At 39.9% G+C, this 18,599-nt stretch carries 19 protein-coding genes; 14 read left to right on the forward strand and 5 right to left on the reverse strand.

The features are described from left to right. The first annotated feature begins 2 nt into the window (after nucleotides 1-2). The 4 genes from DK865_RS05425 (at nucleotide 3) to lnt (ending at nucleotide 4,011) form a co-directional block, all read left to right on the forward strand. Entirely contained in the window at nucleotides 3-1,064 is a 1,062-nt protein-coding gene (locus tag DK865_RS05425) for a PhoH family protein (RefSeq protein ID WP_036912056.1), read from the forward strand. Continuing rightward, a complete protein-coding gene (gene ybeY, locus DK865_RS05430) occupies nucleotides 1,057-1,524 on the forward strand; it encodes an rRNA maturation RNase YbeY (protein ID WP_023581154.1) in 468 nt (155 codons plus the stop codon). Before DK865_RS05425 ends, ybeY begins: the two co-directional genes overlap by 8 nt. Before the next feature lie 71 nt (nucleotides 1,525-1,595). Then, nucleotides 1,596-2,477, forward strand: coding sequence for a CNNM family magnesium/cobalt transport protein CorC (gene corC / locus DK865_RS05435; RefSeq protein ID WP_023581153.1), 882 nt, complete (start codon nucleotides 1,596-1,598; stop codon nucleotides 2,475-2,477). Between the two features lie 7 nt (nucleotides 2,478-2,484). Beyond that, nucleotides 2,485-4,011 (forward strand): apolipoprotein N-acyltransferase, encoded by a 1,527-nt coding sequence (gene lnt / locus DK865_RS05440; RefSeq protein WP_036912051.1) that lies wholly within the window; start codon nucleotides 2,485-2,487, stop codon nucleotides 4,009-4,011. A gap of 86 nt (nucleotides 4,012-4,097) precedes the next feature. On the opposite strand, the gene DK865_RS05445 is transcribed toward lnt, so the two are convergent. The 4 genes from DK865_RS05445 to DK865_RS05460 form a co-directional block, all read right to left on the reverse strand. Further along, nucleotides 4,098-4,601 carry a protein disulfide oxidoreductase gene (locus tag DK865_RS05445; protein ID WP_109391398.1) on the reverse strand — a complete coding sequence of 168 codons (504 nt, stop codon included), beginning with the start codon at nucleotides 4,599-4,601 and terminating at the stop codon, nucleotides 4,098-4,100. Continuing rightward, entirely contained in the window at nucleotides 4,601-5,332 is a 732-nt protein-coding gene (locus DK865_RS05450; protein ID WP_023581150.1) for a DsbA family protein, read from the reverse strand. The genes DK865_RS05445 and DK865_RS05450 overlap by 1 nt, the downstream gene beginning before the upstream one ends. Beyond that, nucleotides 5,332-7,371: a protein-disulfide reductase DsbD family protein gene (locus tag DK865_RS05455; RefSeq protein WP_109391399.1), complete on the reverse strand. Its 2,040-nt coding sequence runs from the start codon at nucleotides 7,369-7,371 to the stop codon at nucleotides 5,332-5,334. The genes DK865_RS05450 and DK865_RS05455 overlap by 1 nt, the downstream gene beginning before the upstream one ends. Nucleotides 7,372-7,455: 84 nt before the next feature. Further along, on the reverse strand, nucleotides 7,456-7,845 hold the full coding sequence (locus DK865_RS05460; RefSeq protein WP_036912045.1) for a hypothetical protein: 390 nt from the start codon (nucleotides 7,843-7,845) through the stop codon (nucleotides 7,456-7,458). A 365-nt stretch (nucleotides 7,846-8,210) separates the two neighbouring features. Here DK865_RS05460 and DK865_RS05465 point away from each other — a divergent pair, with 365 nt between their 5' ends. From DK865_RS05465 to nadD, 8 genes are all read left to right on the forward strand, one after another. Beyond that, a complete protein-coding gene (locus DK865_RS05465; RefSeq protein ID WP_036912042.1) occupies nucleotides 8,211-9,104 on the forward strand; it encodes an amino acid ABC transporter substrate-binding protein in 894 nt (297 codons plus the stop codon). 114 nt (nucleotides 9,105-9,218) lie between these two features. After that, a complete protein-coding gene (locus DK865_RS05470; RefSeq protein ID WP_069370058.1) occupies nucleotides 9,219-9,959 on the forward strand; it encodes an amino acid ABC transporter permease in 741 nt (246 codons plus the stop codon). Then, a complete protein-coding gene (gene gltK / locus DK865_RS05475) occupies nucleotides 9,959-10,633 on the forward strand; it encodes a glutamate/aspartate ABC transporter permease GltK (protein ID WP_006537724.1) in 675 nt (224 codons plus the stop codon). The genes DK865_RS05470 and gltK overlap by 1 nt, the downstream gene beginning before the upstream one ends. Beyond that, nucleotides 10,634-11,359, forward strand: a complete 726-nt coding sequence (locus DK865_RS05480; RefSeq protein WP_023581145.1) for an amino acid ABC transporter ATP-binding protein — start codon at nucleotides 10,634-10,636, stop codon at nucleotides 11,357-11,359. A gap of 326 nt (nucleotides 11,360-11,685) precedes the next feature. Further along, nucleotides 11,686-14,268, forward strand: coding sequence for a leucine--tRNA ligase (gene leuS / locus DK865_RS05485; RefSeq protein WP_109391400.1), 2,583 nt, complete (start codon nucleotides 11,686-11,688; stop codon nucleotides 14,266-14,268). A 12-nt stretch (nucleotides 14,269-14,280) separates the two neighbouring features. Further along, entirely contained in the window at nucleotides 14,281-14,829 is a 549-nt protein-coding gene (gene lptE / locus DK865_RS05490; protein ID WP_036912038.1) for an LPS assembly lipoprotein LptE, read from the forward strand. Next, nucleotides 14,826-15,860, forward strand: coding sequence for a DNA polymerase III subunit delta (holA, locus tag DK865_RS05495; protein ID WP_109391401.1), 1,035 nt, complete (start codon nucleotides 14,826-14,828; stop codon nucleotides 15,858-15,860). Before lptE ends, holA begins: the two co-directional genes overlap by 4 nt. Further along, nucleotides 15,853-16,524 (forward strand): nicotinate-nucleotide adenylyltransferase, encoded by a 672-nt coding sequence (gene nadD, locus DK865_RS05500; RefSeq protein WP_023581142.1) that lies wholly within the window; start codon nucleotides 15,853-15,855, stop codon nucleotides 16,522-16,524. Before holA ends, nadD begins: the two co-directional genes overlap by 8 nt. 10 nt (nucleotides 16,525-16,534) lie before the next feature. Here nadD and DK865_RS05505 read toward each other — a convergent pair whose 3' ends face one another. Further along, on the reverse strand, nucleotides 16,535-17,239 hold the full coding sequence (locus tag DK865_RS05505; RefSeq protein WP_228407729.1) for a YbgA family protein: 705 nt from the start codon (nucleotides 17,237-17,239) through the stop codon (nucleotides 16,535-16,537). Between the two features lie 559 nt (nucleotides 17,240-17,798). Here DK865_RS05505 and rsfS point away from each other — a divergent pair. Both rsfS and rlmH read left to right on the forward strand, forming a co-directional pair. Continuing rightward, on the forward strand, nucleotides 17,799-18,125 hold the full coding sequence (gene rsfS / locus DK865_RS05510) for a ribosome silencing factor (protein WP_006537732.1): 327 nt from the start codon (nucleotides 17,799-17,801) through the stop codon (nucleotides 18,123-18,125). A 2-nt stretch (nucleotides 18,126-18,127) separates the two neighbouring features. Then, complete coding sequence (rlmH, locus tag DK865_RS05515; RefSeq protein WP_109391403.1) at nucleotides 18,128-18,598, forward strand: 23S rRNA (pseudouridine(1915)-N(3))-methyltransferase RlmH; 471 nt, start codon at nucleotides 18,128-18,130, stop codon at nucleotides 18,596-18,598. Nucleotide 18,599: the final 1 nt, after the last annotated feature.

An 18,599-nucleotide genomic window follows, 5' to 3' on the forward strand; every position in this document is an offset into this window, starting at 1 on the left:
CAGTGACAGTAATAGCACATGCACAGGTAGCGACCCAAGAAATTTTCTTAGAGCCAGCTGACAATGCCCGTTTAATGAGCCTATGTGGTCCATTTGACGATAATATTAAGCAACTTGAGCGCCGTTTAGGTATCGAGATTAATCATCGTGATAACCGTTTTAAACTCACGGGAAAATCATTGTGTGTCAATGCAGCAGCAGGAATTTTACGTCGCCTGTATGTGGAAACCTCGCCAATTAAAGGCGTGATCCCCGATATCGATCCTGAACAAATTCACCTTGCAATCAAAGAAAGCCGTGTGCTTGAGCAAAGTGATGAGCATGTTCCTGAATTTGGAAAATCAACCAATATTCGAACTAAGCGAGGTGTGATAAAACCTCGAACACCGAATCAGGCACAATATATTGCCAATATCCAAACCCATGATATTACATTTGGTATTGGGCCTGCGGGTACAGGGAAAACGTATCTGGCTGTTGCTGCCGCTGTTGATGCTCTTGAGCGTCAAGAAGTGCGCCGTATTTTATTAACGCGTCCTGCGGTTGAAGCGGGTGAAAAACTGGGCTTTTTACCGGGCGATTTAAGTCAAAAAGTCGATCCCTATTTACGACCACTTTATGATGCGTTATTTGAGATGTTAGGTTTTGAAAAAGTTGAGAAACTAATAGAGCGTAATGTCATTGAAGTCGCGCCTCTCGCCTATATGCGTGGACGGACATTAAATGACGCCTTTATCATTCTTGATGAAAGCCAAAACACCACTATCGAACAGATGAAAATGTTCTTAACGCGTATTGGCTTTAACTCTAAAGCAGTTGTTACTGGGGATATCACCCAAATTGACCTGCCAAGAGGCAATAAATCAGGCTTACGTCATGCCATTGAAGTTTTATCTGATGTTAATGACTTAAGTTTTAACTTTTTCCACAGTGAGGACGTTGTTCGTCATCCCGTGGTTGCCAAAATTGTTATCGCTTATGAAGCTTGGGAAACGGAAGATCAAAAACGCCGCCAAGCTATCAAAGCAGAAAAAGAGAAGCTTCAGAGAGAAAATCATGAGTGAAGTTATCCTTGATTTACAAGTAGCAAGCGAAAATACCCAAGGGCTTCCGACTGAAGCCCAATTTATGACATGGTTAGAAGCGGTATTACCGCAATTTCAACCTGTAAGTGAAGTGACTATTCGTATTGTTGATGAAGCAGAAAGTCACGAACTGAATCTCACTTATCGTGGAAAAGACAAACCGACTAATGTGCTTTCTTTTCCCTTTGAGGCACCACCTGAAATTGAATTGCCGTTATTAGGTGATTTGATTATTTGCCGCCAAGTGGTAGAAAAAGAGGCGGTTGAGCAGAGTAAGACTGTTGAAGAGCATTGGGCACACATGGTTATTCATGGATGTCTGCATCTTTTAGGCTACGATCATATTGAAGATGATGAAGCCGAAGAAATGGAAGGTTTAGAGACAGAAATCTTACAAAATTTAGGTTATGCAGATCCCTATTTGATTGAAAAAGAGTAACAGTTCTCTTATTTTTATGATAAATACTATATCTAATTAACCATTCAATGAGGAAAAATAGTTAAAACGCCATGAGCGACGACCAATCTTCGAGTAACGATAACCCTGGTCCTAAGAAAGGGTTTCTCACACTGCTTAATCAGTGGTTCCACGGTGAACCTAAAAACCGTGATGATCTGATGGAGCTTATCCGCGATTCTGAACAGAAAGAATTAATTGATCCTGACACCCGCGACATGCTTGAAGGGGTAATGGATATTGCTGAACAACGCGTTCGGGACATCATGATCCCTCGGTCGCAAATTGTCACACTAAAACGCAATCAAACCCTTGATGAGTGTTTAGATGTGATTATTGATTCAGCACATTCCCGTTTCCCAGTCATTAGCGAAGACAAAGATCATATTGAAGGCTTATTAATGGCAAAAGATCTACTGCCGTTTATGCGTACTGACGCAGAGCCATTTAGTATGGATAAAGTCTTACGCTCTGCTGTTGTTGTGCCTGAAAGCAAACGGGTTGATCGCCTATTAAAAGAGTTCCGCTCCCAACGCTACCATATGGCGATTGTGATCGATGAATTCGGGGGCGTATCTGGACTCGTCACAATTGAGGATATTCTTGAACTTATCGTAGGCGAAATTGAAGATGAGTATGATGATGAGGATGATATTGATATCCGTCCGTTAAGTCGTCACGCTTACTCAGTTCGAGCTTTAACCCAGATAGAAGATTTCAATGAAGCGTTCGGTACACATTTCAGCGATGAAGAAGTTGATACGATTGGCGGTTTAGTTATGCAAGCCTTTGGTCACCTTCCTGCTCGTGGTGAAACTATTACCATTGATAATTACCAATTTAAAGTTGTTATGGCAGATAGCCGTAAAATCATTCAGGTTTATGTGCATATCCCCGATGATGCGCCAATCCCTGAACTAGGTAATGATGCATAGGATATCAATGAATAAGATCTCTTTCTTAAACCGCCAGTGGGTTCGCGCCCTTCTGGCGGTTTTTTTCGGTGCCATAGGCACATTAGCATTTTCGCCATTTGATTTTTGGCCTGCGGCGTTAATTTCACTACTTGGCTTATTACTGATAATCACTCATCGTACAACTCGTCAAGGCGCATTCCTTGGTTTTGCTTGGGGATTTGGGTTATTTGGTAGCGGTGTAAATTGGGTTTACGTCAGTATTGCTGATTTTGGTGGTATGCCGTTTGCGATAAATATCTTTTTAGTGATTTTATTAGCACTCTATTTATCACTCTACACGCTGTTATTTGCAGGATTGCTAAATAAATTTTTTCCAAAACCAACCCTGTGGCGGTTTGTATTTGCCGCCCCAGCACTATGGCAAATCACTGAGTTTTTAAGAGGTTGGGTATTATCAGGCTTTCCGTGGCTACAGTTTGGTTATAGCCAAATTGATGGTCCATTAAAAGGTATTGCACCTATTTTTGGTGTCACAATGATAACGCTGCTCTTAACCATGATTAGTGGTTTAATTGCCTTTACAATCTATCGTAAATCAATTTACAGCCTTGTCGTTGCACTGCTTTTATTAGTATTACCTATCAGCTTTAAGTCCTATCAATGGTATCAACCTTTGCCTGATGAAACGCAAGAAATTGCATTAATCCAAGGGAATATTGCACAATCTTTAAAATGGGAACCGGGTACATTAGAAAGCACCTTAAAAACCTATCTCACCTTAAGTCGCCCTTTTATTGGCAATGCAAATCTCATTATTTGGCCTGAATCTGCGATCCCAGATGTTGAAATTCAGCAACAACGCTTTTTAGCAGAATTGGATAAGCAATTAAGAGAACAAGATACCCATTTAATGACGGGAATTATTGATGCCCGACCCACATTAGAAGGTTATCGTTTCTACAATAGTGTCATCACATTAGGTGAACATTATGCTTATCAATATCCAGCAACCGATCGCTATAACAAACATCACCTTGTTCCTTTTGGTGAATATGTACCATTAGCATCACTATTACGCCCACTTGCACCTTTCTTTAATTTACCGATGTCATCATTAAGCCAAGGTGAATATGTGCAGCCTCAGCTTACTGTCAATGATGCCAAAATAACCGCAGCTATTTGCTACGAAATTATTTTAGGTGAACAAGTCCGTGCTAATTTTAAACCGGATACACGGTTCTTATTAACGATTTCTAATGATGCATGGTTTGGTAATTCAATTGGTCCTTGGCAACACTTTCAAATGGCGAGAATGCGTTCTCTTGAGTTAGGAAGACCGTTATTACGCTCAACGAATAACGGTATTACTGCATTTATTGCTGCCAATGGTGATGTCATTTCTCAACTTCCTCAGTTTGAAGAAGGTGCTTTAGCGGAAAAAATCACCCCAACAACGGGGTTAACCCCTTATTACAAATGGGGAAATACACCATTGTGGATAATCGTTGGATTCTTTTTTATCATCGCCTTTATTAAGCGCCGAATTGAGTAAAGCAAAATAAAATAACGGAATTCATAGAGTAATGAATTCCGTTATTTTTAAACGATTAAAGCTTAAAATGATTGCTTGTGTGCCGTTCAAAAACCCGCCCACCATAAACGTAGTTTTAATCCCCACGAAGATGACCAACCGCTCGTAAAGCCCACCATTTCCCCTTTATAAACAATAACAAATGAAGGTGTTGCACTAATTTCCCACTGCTGAGAAATATCGCCTCGACTATCATTTATTACAGGAAAGAGCAGTCCTTTAGACTGAATACCGCGCTCTAACTTTGCATTATCACCAGAACGGATCGCAACAGATGTCACGTTATAACCCTCTTGCGCTAACGAATTTACTGCGGGTGTTGTTAGCTTACAAACGCCACACCAAGTTGCCCAAAAATAGATTAATAAGGGCTTTTCAGCACTTAATTCAGCTAAAGAAACAACTTTATTATCAACAGTATAAAGCTCCGGTAAATTTGTTAAAGACGGTGGCGTAGGTTGTCGCCACCAATCCATAGCAAAAGAAGCTATAACGAAAATGACAACCAGAACAAGCAGTTCTTTACTCCACTTTCGTAAGCGACTACGCATTATTTTTTCACTTTAGCCAGTTGCTCTTTCACAATCACTTCTAGTTGAGCGTAATCAACAGCACCTGGGATAACCATATCGCCAACAACCGTTGCTGGTGTACCTTGAATGCCTAACTTACGAGAAAGATCTAAGTTATTTTGTAACGCCTTTAAGCTTTCATCTGTTAATTTCACTTTACTTGTATTGGTTGTTTTCATTGCATCATCAATACTTGCGTTATCTAGCATTGTTTTCTTCTGCATTAAACGTTGGTGTAATGCTAAGAATGCTTTTGGATCTTCTTTCCAAACTGAAAGCACAGCTTGAGAGGCTTTTGCTGAACTTTCACCTTTAAATGGCAGTGGTTTAATGACCACAGCAACTTCAGGATAATCTTTTGTAATTTGTTCTAATAATGGGTCGAAGCGTTTGCAATAAGGGCAGTTATAATCAGTAAAAGAAACCAACACTAACTTAGCGTCTTTTGCACCAATACGAGGACTTGCTGCATCATTATATAATGCATCATGCTCTGCATTTAATGCTGTACGGAATTGAGCTTGTTGCTCATCTGCTTTTTGAGCTTGTAATGCCGTGATAGCTTCTTCCAAAATTTCTGGATTTTTGATTAACGTATCACGAACCAGCGCGCGAACTTCTTTTTCCTGATCAGCACTTAACGCCGCAGCTTGCACATTTGCACCAAAAAGTAACGAAGAGATAACCAGTGCAGAAAGTGTTTTTTTCATTATTGGGCTCCTTTAGCCTCAGAAAGAACTGTCAATGTTGAATCTTTATTTAAAATAGGGGGTAAAACCACGCCATCTTTATGGCAAGGCCCATAAATTTGGTTAAAAGGTACTGCGACTTGACCACGTTGTTTTAAAAACTGAGTGATCTTCTCAGAGGGTTTAGTCCAATCCCCTCTTAATGCGACAACATCTGGCGCTGAAAGTGCCTCTTGGATCTCATCTCGCAATAATACATTGTATTTGTTTGCTTTGCAGGTTACACACCAATCTGCGGTTACATCAATAAATACGCGTTTATTGTCGGCTAATGCTTGGTGTATCGCTTCTTCTGATAAAGGTTGCCAATTTATCGTATCTTGACCTGCAAGTGTTTGGCTTGCTGGTTGCTTCACAAATAGATAGGTGCCTCCACCTAAAAAGAGAGCAATAACAGCCGAAATAAATACCGTTTTTTTGCCATAATGTCGTGCAATTGCTAACAATAAAAGCAAAGTAATGGCAATGAAAATAGCCATAACTATTGGCATTCCTAGGTGTGGAATAAGTAATGTAACTAACCAAATACTGGACAACAGCATCATAAAGCCTAAAACCACTCTTAGACGATTCATCCATTTACCTGGTTTTGGTAGTGCTTTGGCAATAGATGGAAATATTGCCACTAAGATCCAAGGTAAACTCATTCCAATCCCTAGAGCAGTAAAAATAAGCCATAGTTCATTAAGAGGGGCAATAAGTGCATAAGCGACGGCGGTTCCTAAAAACGGCGCTGAACAAGGTGTCGCAAGTAAAGTCGCAAATGCGCCTTCCCAAAAGTGTCGACTATATCCTTGTCCACCCGCTGTTGCCATCTTGGTATTCATATTGCTACTTAAACGCAATTCAAATAATCCAAATAGATTTGCAGTAAAAATAGCAGTCACTAATACCATAAAACCAATAAACCAAGGACTTTGGAATTGAATTCCCCAGCCTAAGGCTTCTTGGCTATAACGTAAGCCTGTCATAAACAGAGCTAACGCCCAAAATGAGACTAAAATCCCTAAAACAGAAACCGAGAACTGCTTGCGAATAACGCCTTTATCCCGATTTTCGAGATGTAAAATTGATCCCATTTTCATCGCAAGCACAGGTAATACACAAGGCATCAAATTTAAAATTAAGCCACCTAATAGTGCAAAAGCAAGAATACTCCAAAGCCCAACACCTGAACTGGACGGTGGAATAATGTCCTCTTTTCCATGCCCTATGGTGTCATTAACTTGACGAGAAAAATCTTGGTCAGTAATAACAAAGGAAAGCACCTTACCTGAGATATCACCGGTAGCATCACCCCAATCATCAGTCACATCAACGGTGACAAATAGGTTTTTATCTTGATGATTTAATTTTGGAATGCCATAAAGCATACCTTCAGGGGGATCAAGATAAATATTAGGCTTAACCCAAGCACCTTGCTCTCTTTGTAAGGAGATAGTGAGTTGACTATTGTGATACTCCGAAGAAACTGAAGAAATTAATCCTGTTCCAACAGGAATTTTGGCCATTGCCTGATTATATTGCCATTCAAAATCAGCAGGCACAGGTTCGGTAAGATCTAAATCTAAAGTGTAGTCAGTCAGAATGCAGACATTACTGCATGTTGATAAAGTTAAAACACCCGTTAAACGATCAGCATGAACCGCGGATAACTCAATGGGGAAAATAACTTGTTTATCATAACCTTGCGTGTGAATACCGGCCACATCAAAAGCTGAAGGCGAAGGCCAATGCCAATTCATTGTACTCACATCTTGCGACCAATTAATTTCAGGGGCTACACCACCTTCTCCAGGAGAACGCCAATACGTTTTCCATCCAGATTCAAGTTGTACCTCAAGTAAAACTTTTACGTTACCTGCTGGGGACTTTTGTGCTGTCGCCCTAACTTGTGCATGAGAATTATCAGGCGTAGTTAACCAGCCTGTATCTGCGGCTTGAGAAGTAGATAAAGTAAATAGCGTTAATATCAACGCCATAACAAAAGAACGAAACATAACAACTCCCTAAAAATTCCTACAACGCTACACATAGAGCCACGTCCAAAATAGACGCGCAGTCTTTTAGCTAAAAGGAAATTTCTAATCCCTCAAAATACAATAATGAAGGTGAAGTCTGATTGGAGGAGGTGGATGGTGGTGTTTTTTCTGATTACGCTGACGCGAAACATAGATGGCAGCCATGCTTAACAATAGCAATACAGCCCATGAATGAAAAAATGGTTCTATTGTTAATGGAGGAACAGATAATAATGATTTGGCGCTTAACTCACAGGTAGATAATGAATAAGTGTGCTCTGTTCCGCTCTTCTCATCGGCAATTGGTGTTGATAGTGGGTAATGTGTTTGAGCAACAGCCGTTGCTAAGCGCTCACTAATGATGTGGGCACCTAATGAACGCTGAACAATACAACACAAAATCAGCAAAACTGTTATTACCACTAGCCAGCGACCTGACCGCCAATTACTCATAGATGTTCCTCATCAATATGACCCGCTATCTTAGCGGTAATCTACAGACAAACAACTCCTTAAGACAAACTTTACAAATCCCTACTTAGTTTATTTTTCGCATTATCTCAAATTTCCATCTTTACCCTTTATTTCTATAAGGTTTCTACTACAATAATTTTAAATATTGAAAACAACTTCCAAAAAAATAATCAACTATATTTGATTTCATTCTTTTATTGAGAGATACCTCTCGTATTTCACAAATTGCACTTCCCAACGGTATGTTATTTGTTCTATCTATTAACATTATCAAAACAAATTAAAACAAAAAAGCAACACAAAGCAAAACACAAATATCACTTATCACCACGACAGGAGTTATTATGCGCATGCGTAAACTAGCATTATCATTAATGATTTTAGGGGCTGCAGGAGCTGTGCAGGCAGAAGAACTCACTGGCACCTTAAAGAAAATCAATGACAATGATATTATTATTGTTGGACACAGAGAATCCTCTGTTCCTTTCTCTTACTATGATAATCAACAGAAAGTGGTTGGCTATTCTCAAGACTATTCCAACCTAATTGTGCAAGCTGTAAAAGACAAAATAGGCAAACCAAACTTACAAGTTCGCCTCATTCCTATTACTTCTCAGAATCGCATTCCATTATTACAAAATGGTACATTTGATTTTGAATGTGGTTCAACAACCAACAATGAAGCTCGTCAGCAACAAGCTAGCTTCTCTAATACTATTTTCATTGTCGGTACACGTTTACTGGCGAAAAAAGACAGTGGAATTAAAGATTTTGCTGACTTGTCTGGTAAAAATGTTGTCGTAACATCAGGCACAACATCTGAGATGTTACTCAATAAATTAAATGATGAGAAAAAGATGAATATGCGCATTATCAGCGCAAAAGACCATGGAGACTCATTCCGTACACTTGAATCCGGTCGTGCTGTTGCCTTTATGATGGATGACGCATTACTGGCTGGTGAACGTGCTAAAGCGAAAAAACCGGGTGAGTGGGAAATTGTAGGAACCCCACAATCTGAAGAAGCTTATGGTTGTATGTTGCGTAAAGATGACACTCAATTCAAAGCGTTAATTGATGAAACTATCGCTAAAGCACAAAAATCGGGTGAAGCAGAAAAATCGTTCAATCGCTGGTTTAATGCACCAATCCCCCCTAAAAATCTTAACCTAGAATTCACCATCTCTGATGAAATGAAAGCATTATTTGCATCACCAAATGATAAGGCATTGAATTAAAAAACATAAGTAGTTGATGCAAAATACATAATTATAAAGTATCTGTTGGACAGACAGATCAGTGAAGTTTGGGGCAGCCGTTCCCTGCCCCTCTTTTTCACCGGAGGTGAAATCATGTCGATTGATTGGGATTGGGGGATATTCTTCCAAGAAGCCCCATTCGGAAACACCACATACTTAGGATGGCTGATTTCTGGCTTCCAAGTCACTATTGCCTTATCTCTATGCGCTTGGGTTATTGCCTTTCTTGTTGGTTCTTTATTCGGAATTTTACGCACCGTCCCTAATCGCTGGCTTTCAAGCTTAGGCACTGTTTATGTTGAGTTATTCCGTAACGTACCACTTATTGTTCAATTCTTTACGTGGTATCTCGTTATTCCTGAACTATTACCTCAATCTATTGGCGATTGGTTTAAAATGGACTTAGCGCCAAATGTGCAATTTTTTGTCTCATCAGCACTTTGCTTAGGTTTATTTACCGCAGCGCGTATGTGTGAACAAGTGAGAGCCGCAATAAACTCATTACCTCGAGGTCAAAAAGCCGCGGGCTTAGCATTGGGCTTAACTTTACCCCAAACTTATCGTTATGTTTTATTACCCAATGCATACCGAGTCATTATTCCACCAATGACATCCGAAATGCTCAATCTTGTGAAAAACTCAGCGATTGCCTCTACTATCGGGCTTATCGATATGGCGGCACAAGCGAATAAACTTCTCGACTATTCAGCCAAAGCGTATGAGTCATTCACAGCAATCACACTCGCCTATGTATTTATCAATGTCATCATTATGCTAATAATGCATTGGCTTGAAAAACGCGTTCGCTTACCTGGCACAACAGGGGGTCAATAATGTACGAATTTGACTGGAGTTCTGTTGTTCCAAGCCTACCATTTTTAGTTGATGGAATGGCTATCACACTAAAAATCACTATCACAGCGATTGTGGTCGGTATTTTATGGGGAACAGTGCTTGCTGTTATGCGTCTGTCTACCTTCAAGCCTATTAGCTGGTTTGCTGCCGCTTACGTGAATACCTTTCGTTCTATTCCATTAGTCATGGTATTGCTGTGGTTTTATTTAATTGTGCCTAACATATTACAAAATGTTCTAGGACTTTCACCGAAAAGTGATATCCGTTTAATTTCAGCAATGATAGCGTTCTCTTTATTTGAAGCAGCCTATTACTCTGAAATTATAAGAGCAGGTATTCAAAGTGTTAGCAAAGGACAATTTTCAGCCTCACTCGCATTAGGTATGACCAAATCACAAACAATGCGTTTAGTGATCCTACCTCAAGCTTTTCGAGCCATGATCCCGCTTTTACTAACTCAAGGCATTGTATTATTCCAAGATACATCCTTAGTTTATGTTTTAAGTCTTACTGACTTTTTCAGAACAGCGGCAAATATTGGAGAACGAGATGGTACACAAGTTGAAATGATCCTCTTTGCTGGTTTTGTTTATTTTGTCATTAGCTTCGCCGCTTCGATGTTAGTGAACTTTCTTAAAAAAAGGACTACCTAGATGATTTCCCTAAAAGACGTATCCAAATGGTATGGTCAGTTCCAAGTACTGACTGAATGTTCCACTGAAGTTAAAAAGGGGGAAGTTGTTGTTGTCTGTGGGCCTTCTGGATCAGGTAAATCAACACTGATCAAAACAGTGAATGGCTTAGAGCCTATACAACAAGGCGAAATCCTTGTTAATGAAATCAAAGTCAATGATAAACACACTGATCTTGCTAAATTACGAGCAAAAGTGGGTATGGTATTCCAACATTTTGAACTCTTCCCTCACCTCTCTATTATTGAGAATCTGACGCTGGCACAAGTTAAAGTGCTTAATAGAGAGAAAGAGGCAGCAAAAGAGAAAGGGTTAAAGCTATTAGAGCGCGTAGGATTAGCAAGCCATGCCAACAAATATCCCGCTCAACTTTCAGGTGGTCAGCAACAACGTGTCGCCATAGCTCGCGCATTATGTATGGACCCAATTGCAATGTTATTTGATGAACCGACATCAGCGCTTGATCCTGAAATGATTAATGAAGTCCTTGATGTAATGGTAGAGCTTGCAAATGAAGGTATGACGATGATGGTAGTGACCCATGAAATGGGTTTTGCTAAAAAAGTTGCTGACCGTATTATTTTTATGGATGAAGGTCGAATTGTGGAAGATAGACCTAAAAATGACTTTTTTGATAATCCAAAATCAGCGCGAGCAAAAGATTTTCTTGCTAAAATTCTACACTAAACCTCACATCCCCTCTGCTGGCGTGCTTTTTTAGCACGTCAGCCCAAAATAATAATTTCGATTAACCTCGCAACTAAATATCAAACAATCTTCTTTTTTCGCAATATCGCGATTATTTTTTCATAAAATACGCATTTATTATCTTTTTGCGTTAACTCTTTCCAAGATATCTCGCAATTGTATTGAAAAAGTTATGCAAACAGTGGCTTTCATTGAGATCAATAGTTGTGGCTATTAGACAAAATCAGCTATGCTATGCAAGTCTTAATTTCATAATAGCGGTTACCCTCCGGTAGCCATTAATTCACCATAGGATTATCGGTGCCATGCAAGAACAATATCGTCCTGAAGATATAGAGCAAACTATCCAGGAACACTGGGAAAAGAACAATACATTTAAAGTGACAGAAGATAGTAACAAAGAAAAATATTACTGCCTGTCAATGCTACCTTATCCTTCTGGCCGACTACACATGGGACACGTCCGTAACTACACCATTGGTGACGTGATTTCCCGTTATCAACGTATGCAAGGTAAAAATGTCTTACAACCTATCGGTTGGGATGCATTTGGCTTACCCGCAGAAGGTGCCGCTGTAAAAAATAATACCGCGCCAGCGCCGTGGACTTACGAAAATATCAATTATATGAAAAACCAGTTAAAGAAACTGGGTTTTGGTTATGATTGGGATCGGGAAGTCACAACCTGTACACCAGAATATTATCGCTGGGAGCAGTGGTTCTTTACTAAGTTATATGAAAAAGGCTTAGTTTATAAAAAGACCTCGGCTGTTAACTGGTGCCCACACGACTTAACGGTTTTAGCCAACGAACAAGTTATCGATGGCTGTTGCTGGCGTTGTGATACCCCTGTTGAGCGTAAAGAAATTCCACAGTGGTTTATCAAAATTACTGAGTATGCAGAAGAGCTATTAAACGATTTAGATACGTTAGATGAGTGGCCAGAACAAGTTAAGACCATGCAACGTAACTGGATTGGTCGCTCAGAAGGTGTCGAAATTAAATTTGATGTTGCTGACAGCAACGACACAATGACCGTTTATACAACACGTCCTGATACATTTATGGGCGTCACTTATGTTGCAGTTGCCGCGGGTCACCCATTAGCGCAAAAAGCAGCTCAAAATAATCCTGATGTTCAACACTTCATTGATGAATGCCGTAACATGAAAATGGCAGAAGCCGATATGGCAACAATGGAGAAAAAAGGGATTGCAACGGGTCTTTATGCTATTCATCCATTAACAAAAGAGAAAGTCGCTATTTGGGTTGCTAACTTTGTATTAATGGAATACGGCACAGGTGCTGTCATGGCTGTTCCAGGTCATGATGAACGTGACTGGGAATTTGCAACTAAATACAACTTACCAATTAAAGCTGTTATTGCAGATGCTGAAGGTAATCAACCTGACTTATCTGAAGGCGCATTAACCGAGAAAAATAGCCTGATTAACTCTGGTGAATTCTCTGGATTAGACAACCAAACTGGCTTTAATGCAATTGCAGATAAACTGGCACAAATGGGTGTTGGTGAGCGTAAAGTTAACTACCGTTTACGTGATTGGGGGGTTTCTCGTCAACGTTATTGGGGTGCGCCAATTCCAATGGCAACGTTAGAAGACGGTACTGTTGTTCCTGTTCCTGAAGATCAACTGCCCGTTATCCTGCCAGAAGATGTTAAAATGGACGGGATCACCAGCCCAATTAAAGCAGATCCTGAGTGGGCAAAAACCACAATTAATGGTCAGCCCGCATTACGTGAAACTGATACTTTTGACACCTTTATGGAATCTTCTTGGTATTACGCTCGTTATACCTGCCCTGATTACGATAAAGGCATGTTAGATCCGCAAGCGGCTAACTATTGGTTACCTGTTGACTGGTATATTGGTGGTATTGAACACGCTATCATGCACTTAATGTATTTCCGTTTCTTCCATAAACTGATGCGTGATGCTGGTTTAGTTAACTCAGATGAACCTGCAAAACGCTTACTGTGTCAAGGCATGGTATTAGCGGATGCGTTCTATTACACAGGTGAAGACGGTGCTCGTCATTGGGTATCTCCTGCAGAAGCTATTGTTGAACGTGATGAGAAAAATCGCATCATTAAAGCGACTGACAGCGAAGGTCATGAATTGACTTATGCTGGCATGAGCAAAATGTCTAAATCTAAAAATAACGGTATCGACCCACAAACTATGGTTGAACGTTATGGTGCCGATACAGTTCGTTTATTTATGATGTTTGCTGCTCCACCAGAATTAACACTGGAATGGCAAGAGTCTAGTGTTGAAGGTGCAAACCGTTTCTTACGTCGTTTATGGCGTCTAGTACACGAACACACTCAAAAAGGAGCGACACAGTCTCTTGATCTGTCTGCACTGACAGACGAACAAAAAGACTTACGTCGTGACTTACATAAAACAATTGCAAAAGTATCTGATGACGTAGGTCGTCGTTTAGCCTTTAACACTGCGATTGCTGCCATTATGGAGTTAATGAATAAATTAACTCGCGCAACACAAGAAACGGAACAAGATCGTGCTTTAATGCAAGAAGCCTTAGAAGCCATTGTTCGTATGCTTTCTCCAATCATCCCTCATGCTTGTTTTGTTATGTGGCAAGCATTAGGTGGAAAAGAGGACGTTGATGTTGCACCATGGCCAGTTGCTGATGAAGAAGCGATGATCGACGACACCAAGCTGATCATCGTTCAAGTGAATGGTAAAGTGCGTGGTCGAGTCACTGTTCCGGCTAATTCAGAAAAAGAATATGTTCAGGAAATGGCGACAAAAGAGTACAGTGTTGCTAAATACTTGGAAGATGTGACTGTTCGTAAAGTCATTTATGTGCCAGGAAAATTACTGAACATCGTTGTTGGCTGATAAGGAGGCCTAGTGCGATATCTACTTTCGCTATTTTTCGGTTTAGCGGTGTTAATCACCGCTGGCTGTGGTTTTCACCTTCAAGGTAAAACTCAGGTTCCAGCAGAATTAAAAACGCTTTATCTTAGCTCTAGTGACCCTTATGGCCCATTATCTCGTGTCATGCGTCAACAACTTAGACTTAGTGGTGTTCAGCTCGTTGAAAATCCAACAGCCAATATCCCTATTCTTAAAATTGTCGGTTCATCAGAAAGTAAAGAGACCGTTTCTGTGTATCAAGACGGTAAATCAGCAGAACGTCAGTTAACATTTTTGCTTGATGCACAAGTGATTATGCCTGATGGTACGATTTACCCAATTTCATCACAGGTTTCACGTCCATTCTTCGATAACCCATTAGAAGCATTAGCGAAAGATGCTGAAAATGACATTATCAAGCAAGAGATGCGTGAACAAGCGACAGCAATATTAGTGCGTAAATTATTGGTGGTTCACAACGCTGAACGCCAAAAAGCGGCACAAGCTGAGCAGGCAAAACAGATAATCTCACCAGCCAAATGATCCGCTTATATCCAGAACAACTGAATGCGCAGCTCCAAGAGGGGCTGCGCCAAAGTTACCTACTCTGGGGTAATGAACCACTGTTACTCCAAGAGTCTCAAGATGCTATTCAATCCGTGGCTAAATCCCAAGGATTTATCGAACATTATCAATTTACCCTTGATAATAATACGGACTGGAATGAAATTTACTCGCTTTGTCAATCGCTAAGCCTTTTTTCTCAAAGACAATCTCTTTTACTGCATTTACCTGAAAATGGTCCCAATGCAGCAATGTCAGAGAAACTCACTCGCCTATCTCAAGAATTACATCAAGATTTATTGTTGATTTTACGTGGCAATAAACTCACAAAAGCACAAGAAAATAGTGAATGGTTTAAAACACTAAGCCAACATGGAACCTATGTTTCTTGTCTGACTCCAGAACTTGATAAATTACCCAATTGGGTTGCGCGCCGAGCAAAACAAAAAGGGTTAGCGCTGGATGAACAAGGTAATCAGTTACTTTGCTACTGTTATGAAGGAAATTTACTGGCACTAGCACAAGCCATCGAACGCCTTTCTCTGTTGTATCCTGACGGTAAGTTAACGCTCCCAAGAGTGGAAGCAGCGGTCAATGATGCATCTCATTTTACCCCTTATCACTGGGTCGATGCATTACTTGCAGGGAAAACACAACGTGCATGGCATATCTTGCAACAACTCAAAAGAGAAGACGCTGAACCGGTTATTTTACTCAGAACTTTACAACGTGAATTGATGCAGCTGATTATGCTACATCGTGAATCTAAAACAGCGTCATTAAAAACGATATTTGATAAACATCGAATTTGGCAGAACCGGCGCCCAATATTCACAGCCGCACTACAACGTTTATCTGAACATCAATTGCTGACAGCAATACGATTACTTGCAACCATTGAAATTACGATTAAGCAAGATTATGGACAGACTGTTTGGCCCTCTCTTAGTGCCCTGGGCTTATTACTTTGTGGAAAAGCATTACCTGAAGGATTTGTAAGTCATGCCTAGAACCCATCACTCAACACCTTTAATTAACCAAGCCATCGCTTTATATGGTGGCACATTTGATCCTATTCATTATGGGCATTTGCGTCCAGTTGAAGCACTTTCAGGATTAATTGGTTTAAAAGAAGTGATTTGGCTACCTAACAATATTCCTCCTCATCGCCCTCAACCCGAGGCATCTTCTCAGCAACGTCTTGAAATGGTGCAACTTGCTCTTGAGCCATATTCTTCATTTAAAGTCGATACTCGAGAGCTTGAGAAACCAACACCTTCTTATACTATTGAGACATTAAGGGACTTCAGAAAAGAAATTGGTGATAAGCAACCCTTAGCTTTTATTATTGGTCAAGATTCATTGCTTTCAATTAATACGTGGCATCAGTGGGATAAACTTTTGGATGTATGCCATTTGCTAGTTTGCGCCCGTCCCGGTTATCAAACCCATTTTGAAAACACACAAATGCAAACTTGGCTAACCCAGCATCAGACAAAACAGCAAGAAGATATTCATTGCTTACCTTCAGGAAAAATTTTTCTGGCTGATACTCCTCTTTATAATATTTCAGCGACAGACATTCGCGCTCGTCACAAAGCCGGTCTAAATTGTCACGATTTACTCCCCAACTCCGTTGAAGACTATATTCGCCAGCAACAACTTTATAAATAAGGTATTAATTCTAAAGCTGAGATCTTAAGTAATTAAAAGCTGACGGATAAGGCGAAAAATAGCGTTGGTTAACCAAATAATCATCAGGATAAATAGTTAGCCAATATTGAAGTAAATCATAAGGCTTAGAAAAAGGCACAATACCTTGACGATATAGCAAAATTGTTTGTGACATTTCTTGTCTCTGTTGCGAATTCAGCACTCGCTTAAAATATCCCGCCATATGCATTAATGCATTCGTTTGCCCTTCTCGGTTTGGTGCAACACTTAATGCTTTCATTAGCTTTTGTTGATATTTCGATGCTACTTCGTCGAGGGGGATTTCGTCAGAAAGGTTCGCGATATAACGCCCTAATTCTCGATAAGCCACTTGCGAATAAGCCATAATTAAATATTTATATCGACTATGGAATTTAATCAAAGCCCCTTTACTTAATGATTGATTAACCTGTTGTTGGTAATCGAATAGTGTAAAAAATTGGGTAAGAAAATGATCAAGAAAAATAGGCTGTAAAATTTGCTCAAGACTTAATTGAGGTAAGGTAAAATTTGATGACGAAACAAGAGTGTCCCCTTCTTTTCCGATATAACCATAAATTGGTAACGGATGATCTCTGTTTTGGAGATCTATCTGCATAATGCCTATTTTTTCATCTTTCACCACATGACAAAGTAACGCTAACTTTTCTTGTAATTGGCGATCGCTGTTACTCATAATTTCTGAAGATATCCCGAGATAATTCACTTTTCTTTTCATTCTTTTTCTCTCTAACTAAAAAGTATGAGTATTAGTCTGTATAATCTGAACCCAACAAAATAAAAACACACCTATTTAGGTGGTTGATGAGCATTGACAGACGAGGTTTAGCTGTTATTCTCACCCTCTGTTCCCTTAAGGGAACTGTAAGGTAAAACTGTCGTCTAAACGGAAAAGTTCCTATCTGCCTTCTTTTTGTTATTTATTATGACGCAGTTAATGGGCATATATGAATTTTTCTAAATCAAACGTCGAAAAACAAGAAAATGAGGTTTATGTTCTTGTTATTGCTAACTGGAATTAATCATCCAGTAAAATAGATTTATTGGTATAAATTCCTTTAAAATAGCATTCATATTCTAAATAATTTGAAGCGCAGTGAGACAACAAGTGGAGCAAGTCGCTAGGAACATACTCAAGTATATAACTAGTGCTAAATAAGTGTAGTCAACAACACTGCAACTTGAAGTATCACGAATATGTTATTTTTCGATTGAATTAACTCATTAGATTAAAGGTGATCCTTTTGCAAGGTTCTGAATTACAGCAATTTATTATTGATAAACTTGAAGATTCTAAAGCTCAAGACATTATTGCATTAGATGTCCGCGGAAAATCAAGTGTCACTGATTACATGATTATTTGTACGGGCACATCAAGCAGACACCTAATGTCTGTTGCAGATAATCTCGTTGATGATTGTCGCGAAGCGGGGTTACAACCTTTAGGTGTTGAAGGTCAAGGCGTTTCTGACTGGATTGTCGTTGATCTTGGTGAAGCCATGGTACACGTCATGCAAGAAGATAGTCGCCGTATGTACGAACTTGAAAAACTCTGGAGCTGAGTTTGAAATTACAGCTCATTGCCGTTGGTACAAAAATGCCGGACTGGATACAGACCGGCTTTATGGATTATCTTAATCGATTCCCAAAAGACATGCCTTTAGAACTTATCGAGATCCCCGCTGGCAAGCGTGGAAAGAATGCGGATATAAAACGTATTCTCGAAAAAGAAGGTGAACAAATGTTAGCGGCTGTAGGTAAAGGATATCGTATCGTTACTCTCGATATTCCTGGCGCTCGCTGGGATACGCCAAAACTTGCAGAACAACTTGATCGATGGAAGCTTGATGGTAGGAATGTCAGCTTACTCATTGGTGGCCCTGAAGGATTAGCACCTGCTTGTAAGGCTGCGGCTGAACAAAGCTGGTCGTTATCTCCTTTAACAATGCCACATCCCCTTGTTCGCGTCGTGGTAGCAGAAAGCCTTTATCGGGCATGGAGCATTACCACAAACCATCCTTATCATCGTGAATAAT

Source organism: Proteus cibi, assembly GCF_003144405.1.
Taxonomy (GTDB): Bacteria; Pseudomonadota; Gammaproteobacteria; order Enterobacterales; family Enterobacteriaceae; genus Proteus; species Proteus cibi.

Coding starts and splice junctions, on each gene's coding strand:
- ybeY (WP_023581154.1), top strand. CDS start 1,057: ATGAGTGAAGTTATCCTTGATTTACAAGTAGCAAGCGAAAATACCCAA.
- corC (WP_023581153.1), top strand. CDS start 1,596: ATGAGCGACGACCAATCTTCGAGTAACGATAACCCTGGTCCTAAGAAA.
- lnt (WP_036912051.1), top strand. CDS start 2,485: ATGAATAAGATCTCTTTCTTAAACCGCCAGTGGGTTCGCGCCCTTCTG.
- DK865_RS05445 (WP_109391398.1), bottom strand. CDS start 4,601: ATGCGTAGTCGCTTACGAAAGTGGAGTAAAGAACTGCTTGTTCTGGTT.
- DK865_RS05450 (WP_023581150.1), bottom strand. CDS start 5,332: ATGAAAAAAACACTTTCTGCACTGGTTATCTCTTCGTTACTTTTTGGT.
- DK865_RS05455 (WP_109391399.1), bottom strand. CDS start 7,371: ATGTTTCGTTCTTTTGTTATGGCGTTGATATTAACGCTATTTACTTTA.
- DK865_RS05460 (WP_036912045.1), bottom strand. CDS start 7,845: ATGAGTAATTGGCGGTCAGGTCGCTGGCTAGTGGTAATAACAGTTTTG.
- DK865_RS05465 (WP_036912042.1), top strand. CDS start 8,211: ATGCGCATGCGTAAACTAGCATTATCATTAATGATTTTAGGGGCTGCA.
- DK865_RS05470 (WP_069370058.1), top strand. CDS start 9,219: ATGTCGATTGATTGGGATTGGGGGATATTCTTCCAAGAAGCCCCATTC.
- gltK (WP_006537724.1), top strand. CDS start 9,959: ATGTACGAATTTGACTGGAGTTCTGTTGTTCCAAGCCTACCATTTTTA.
- DK865_RS05480 (WP_023581145.1), top strand. CDS start 10,634: ATGATTTCCCTAAAAGACGTATCCAAATGGTATGGTCAGTTCCAAGTA.
- leuS (WP_109391400.1), top strand. CDS start 11,686: ATGCAAGAACAATATCGTCCTGAAGATATAGAGCAAACTATCCAGGAA.
- holA (WP_109391401.1), top strand. CDS start 14,826: ATGATCCGCTTATATCCAGAACAACTGAATGCGCAGCTCCAAGAGGGG.
- nadD (WP_023581142.1), top strand. CDS start 15,853: ATGCCTAGAACCCATCACTCAACACCTTTAATTAACCAAGCCATCGCT.
- DK865_RS05505 (WP_228407729.1), bottom strand. CDS start 17,239: ATGAGTAACAGCGATCGCCAATTACAAGAAAAGTTAGCGTTACTTTGT.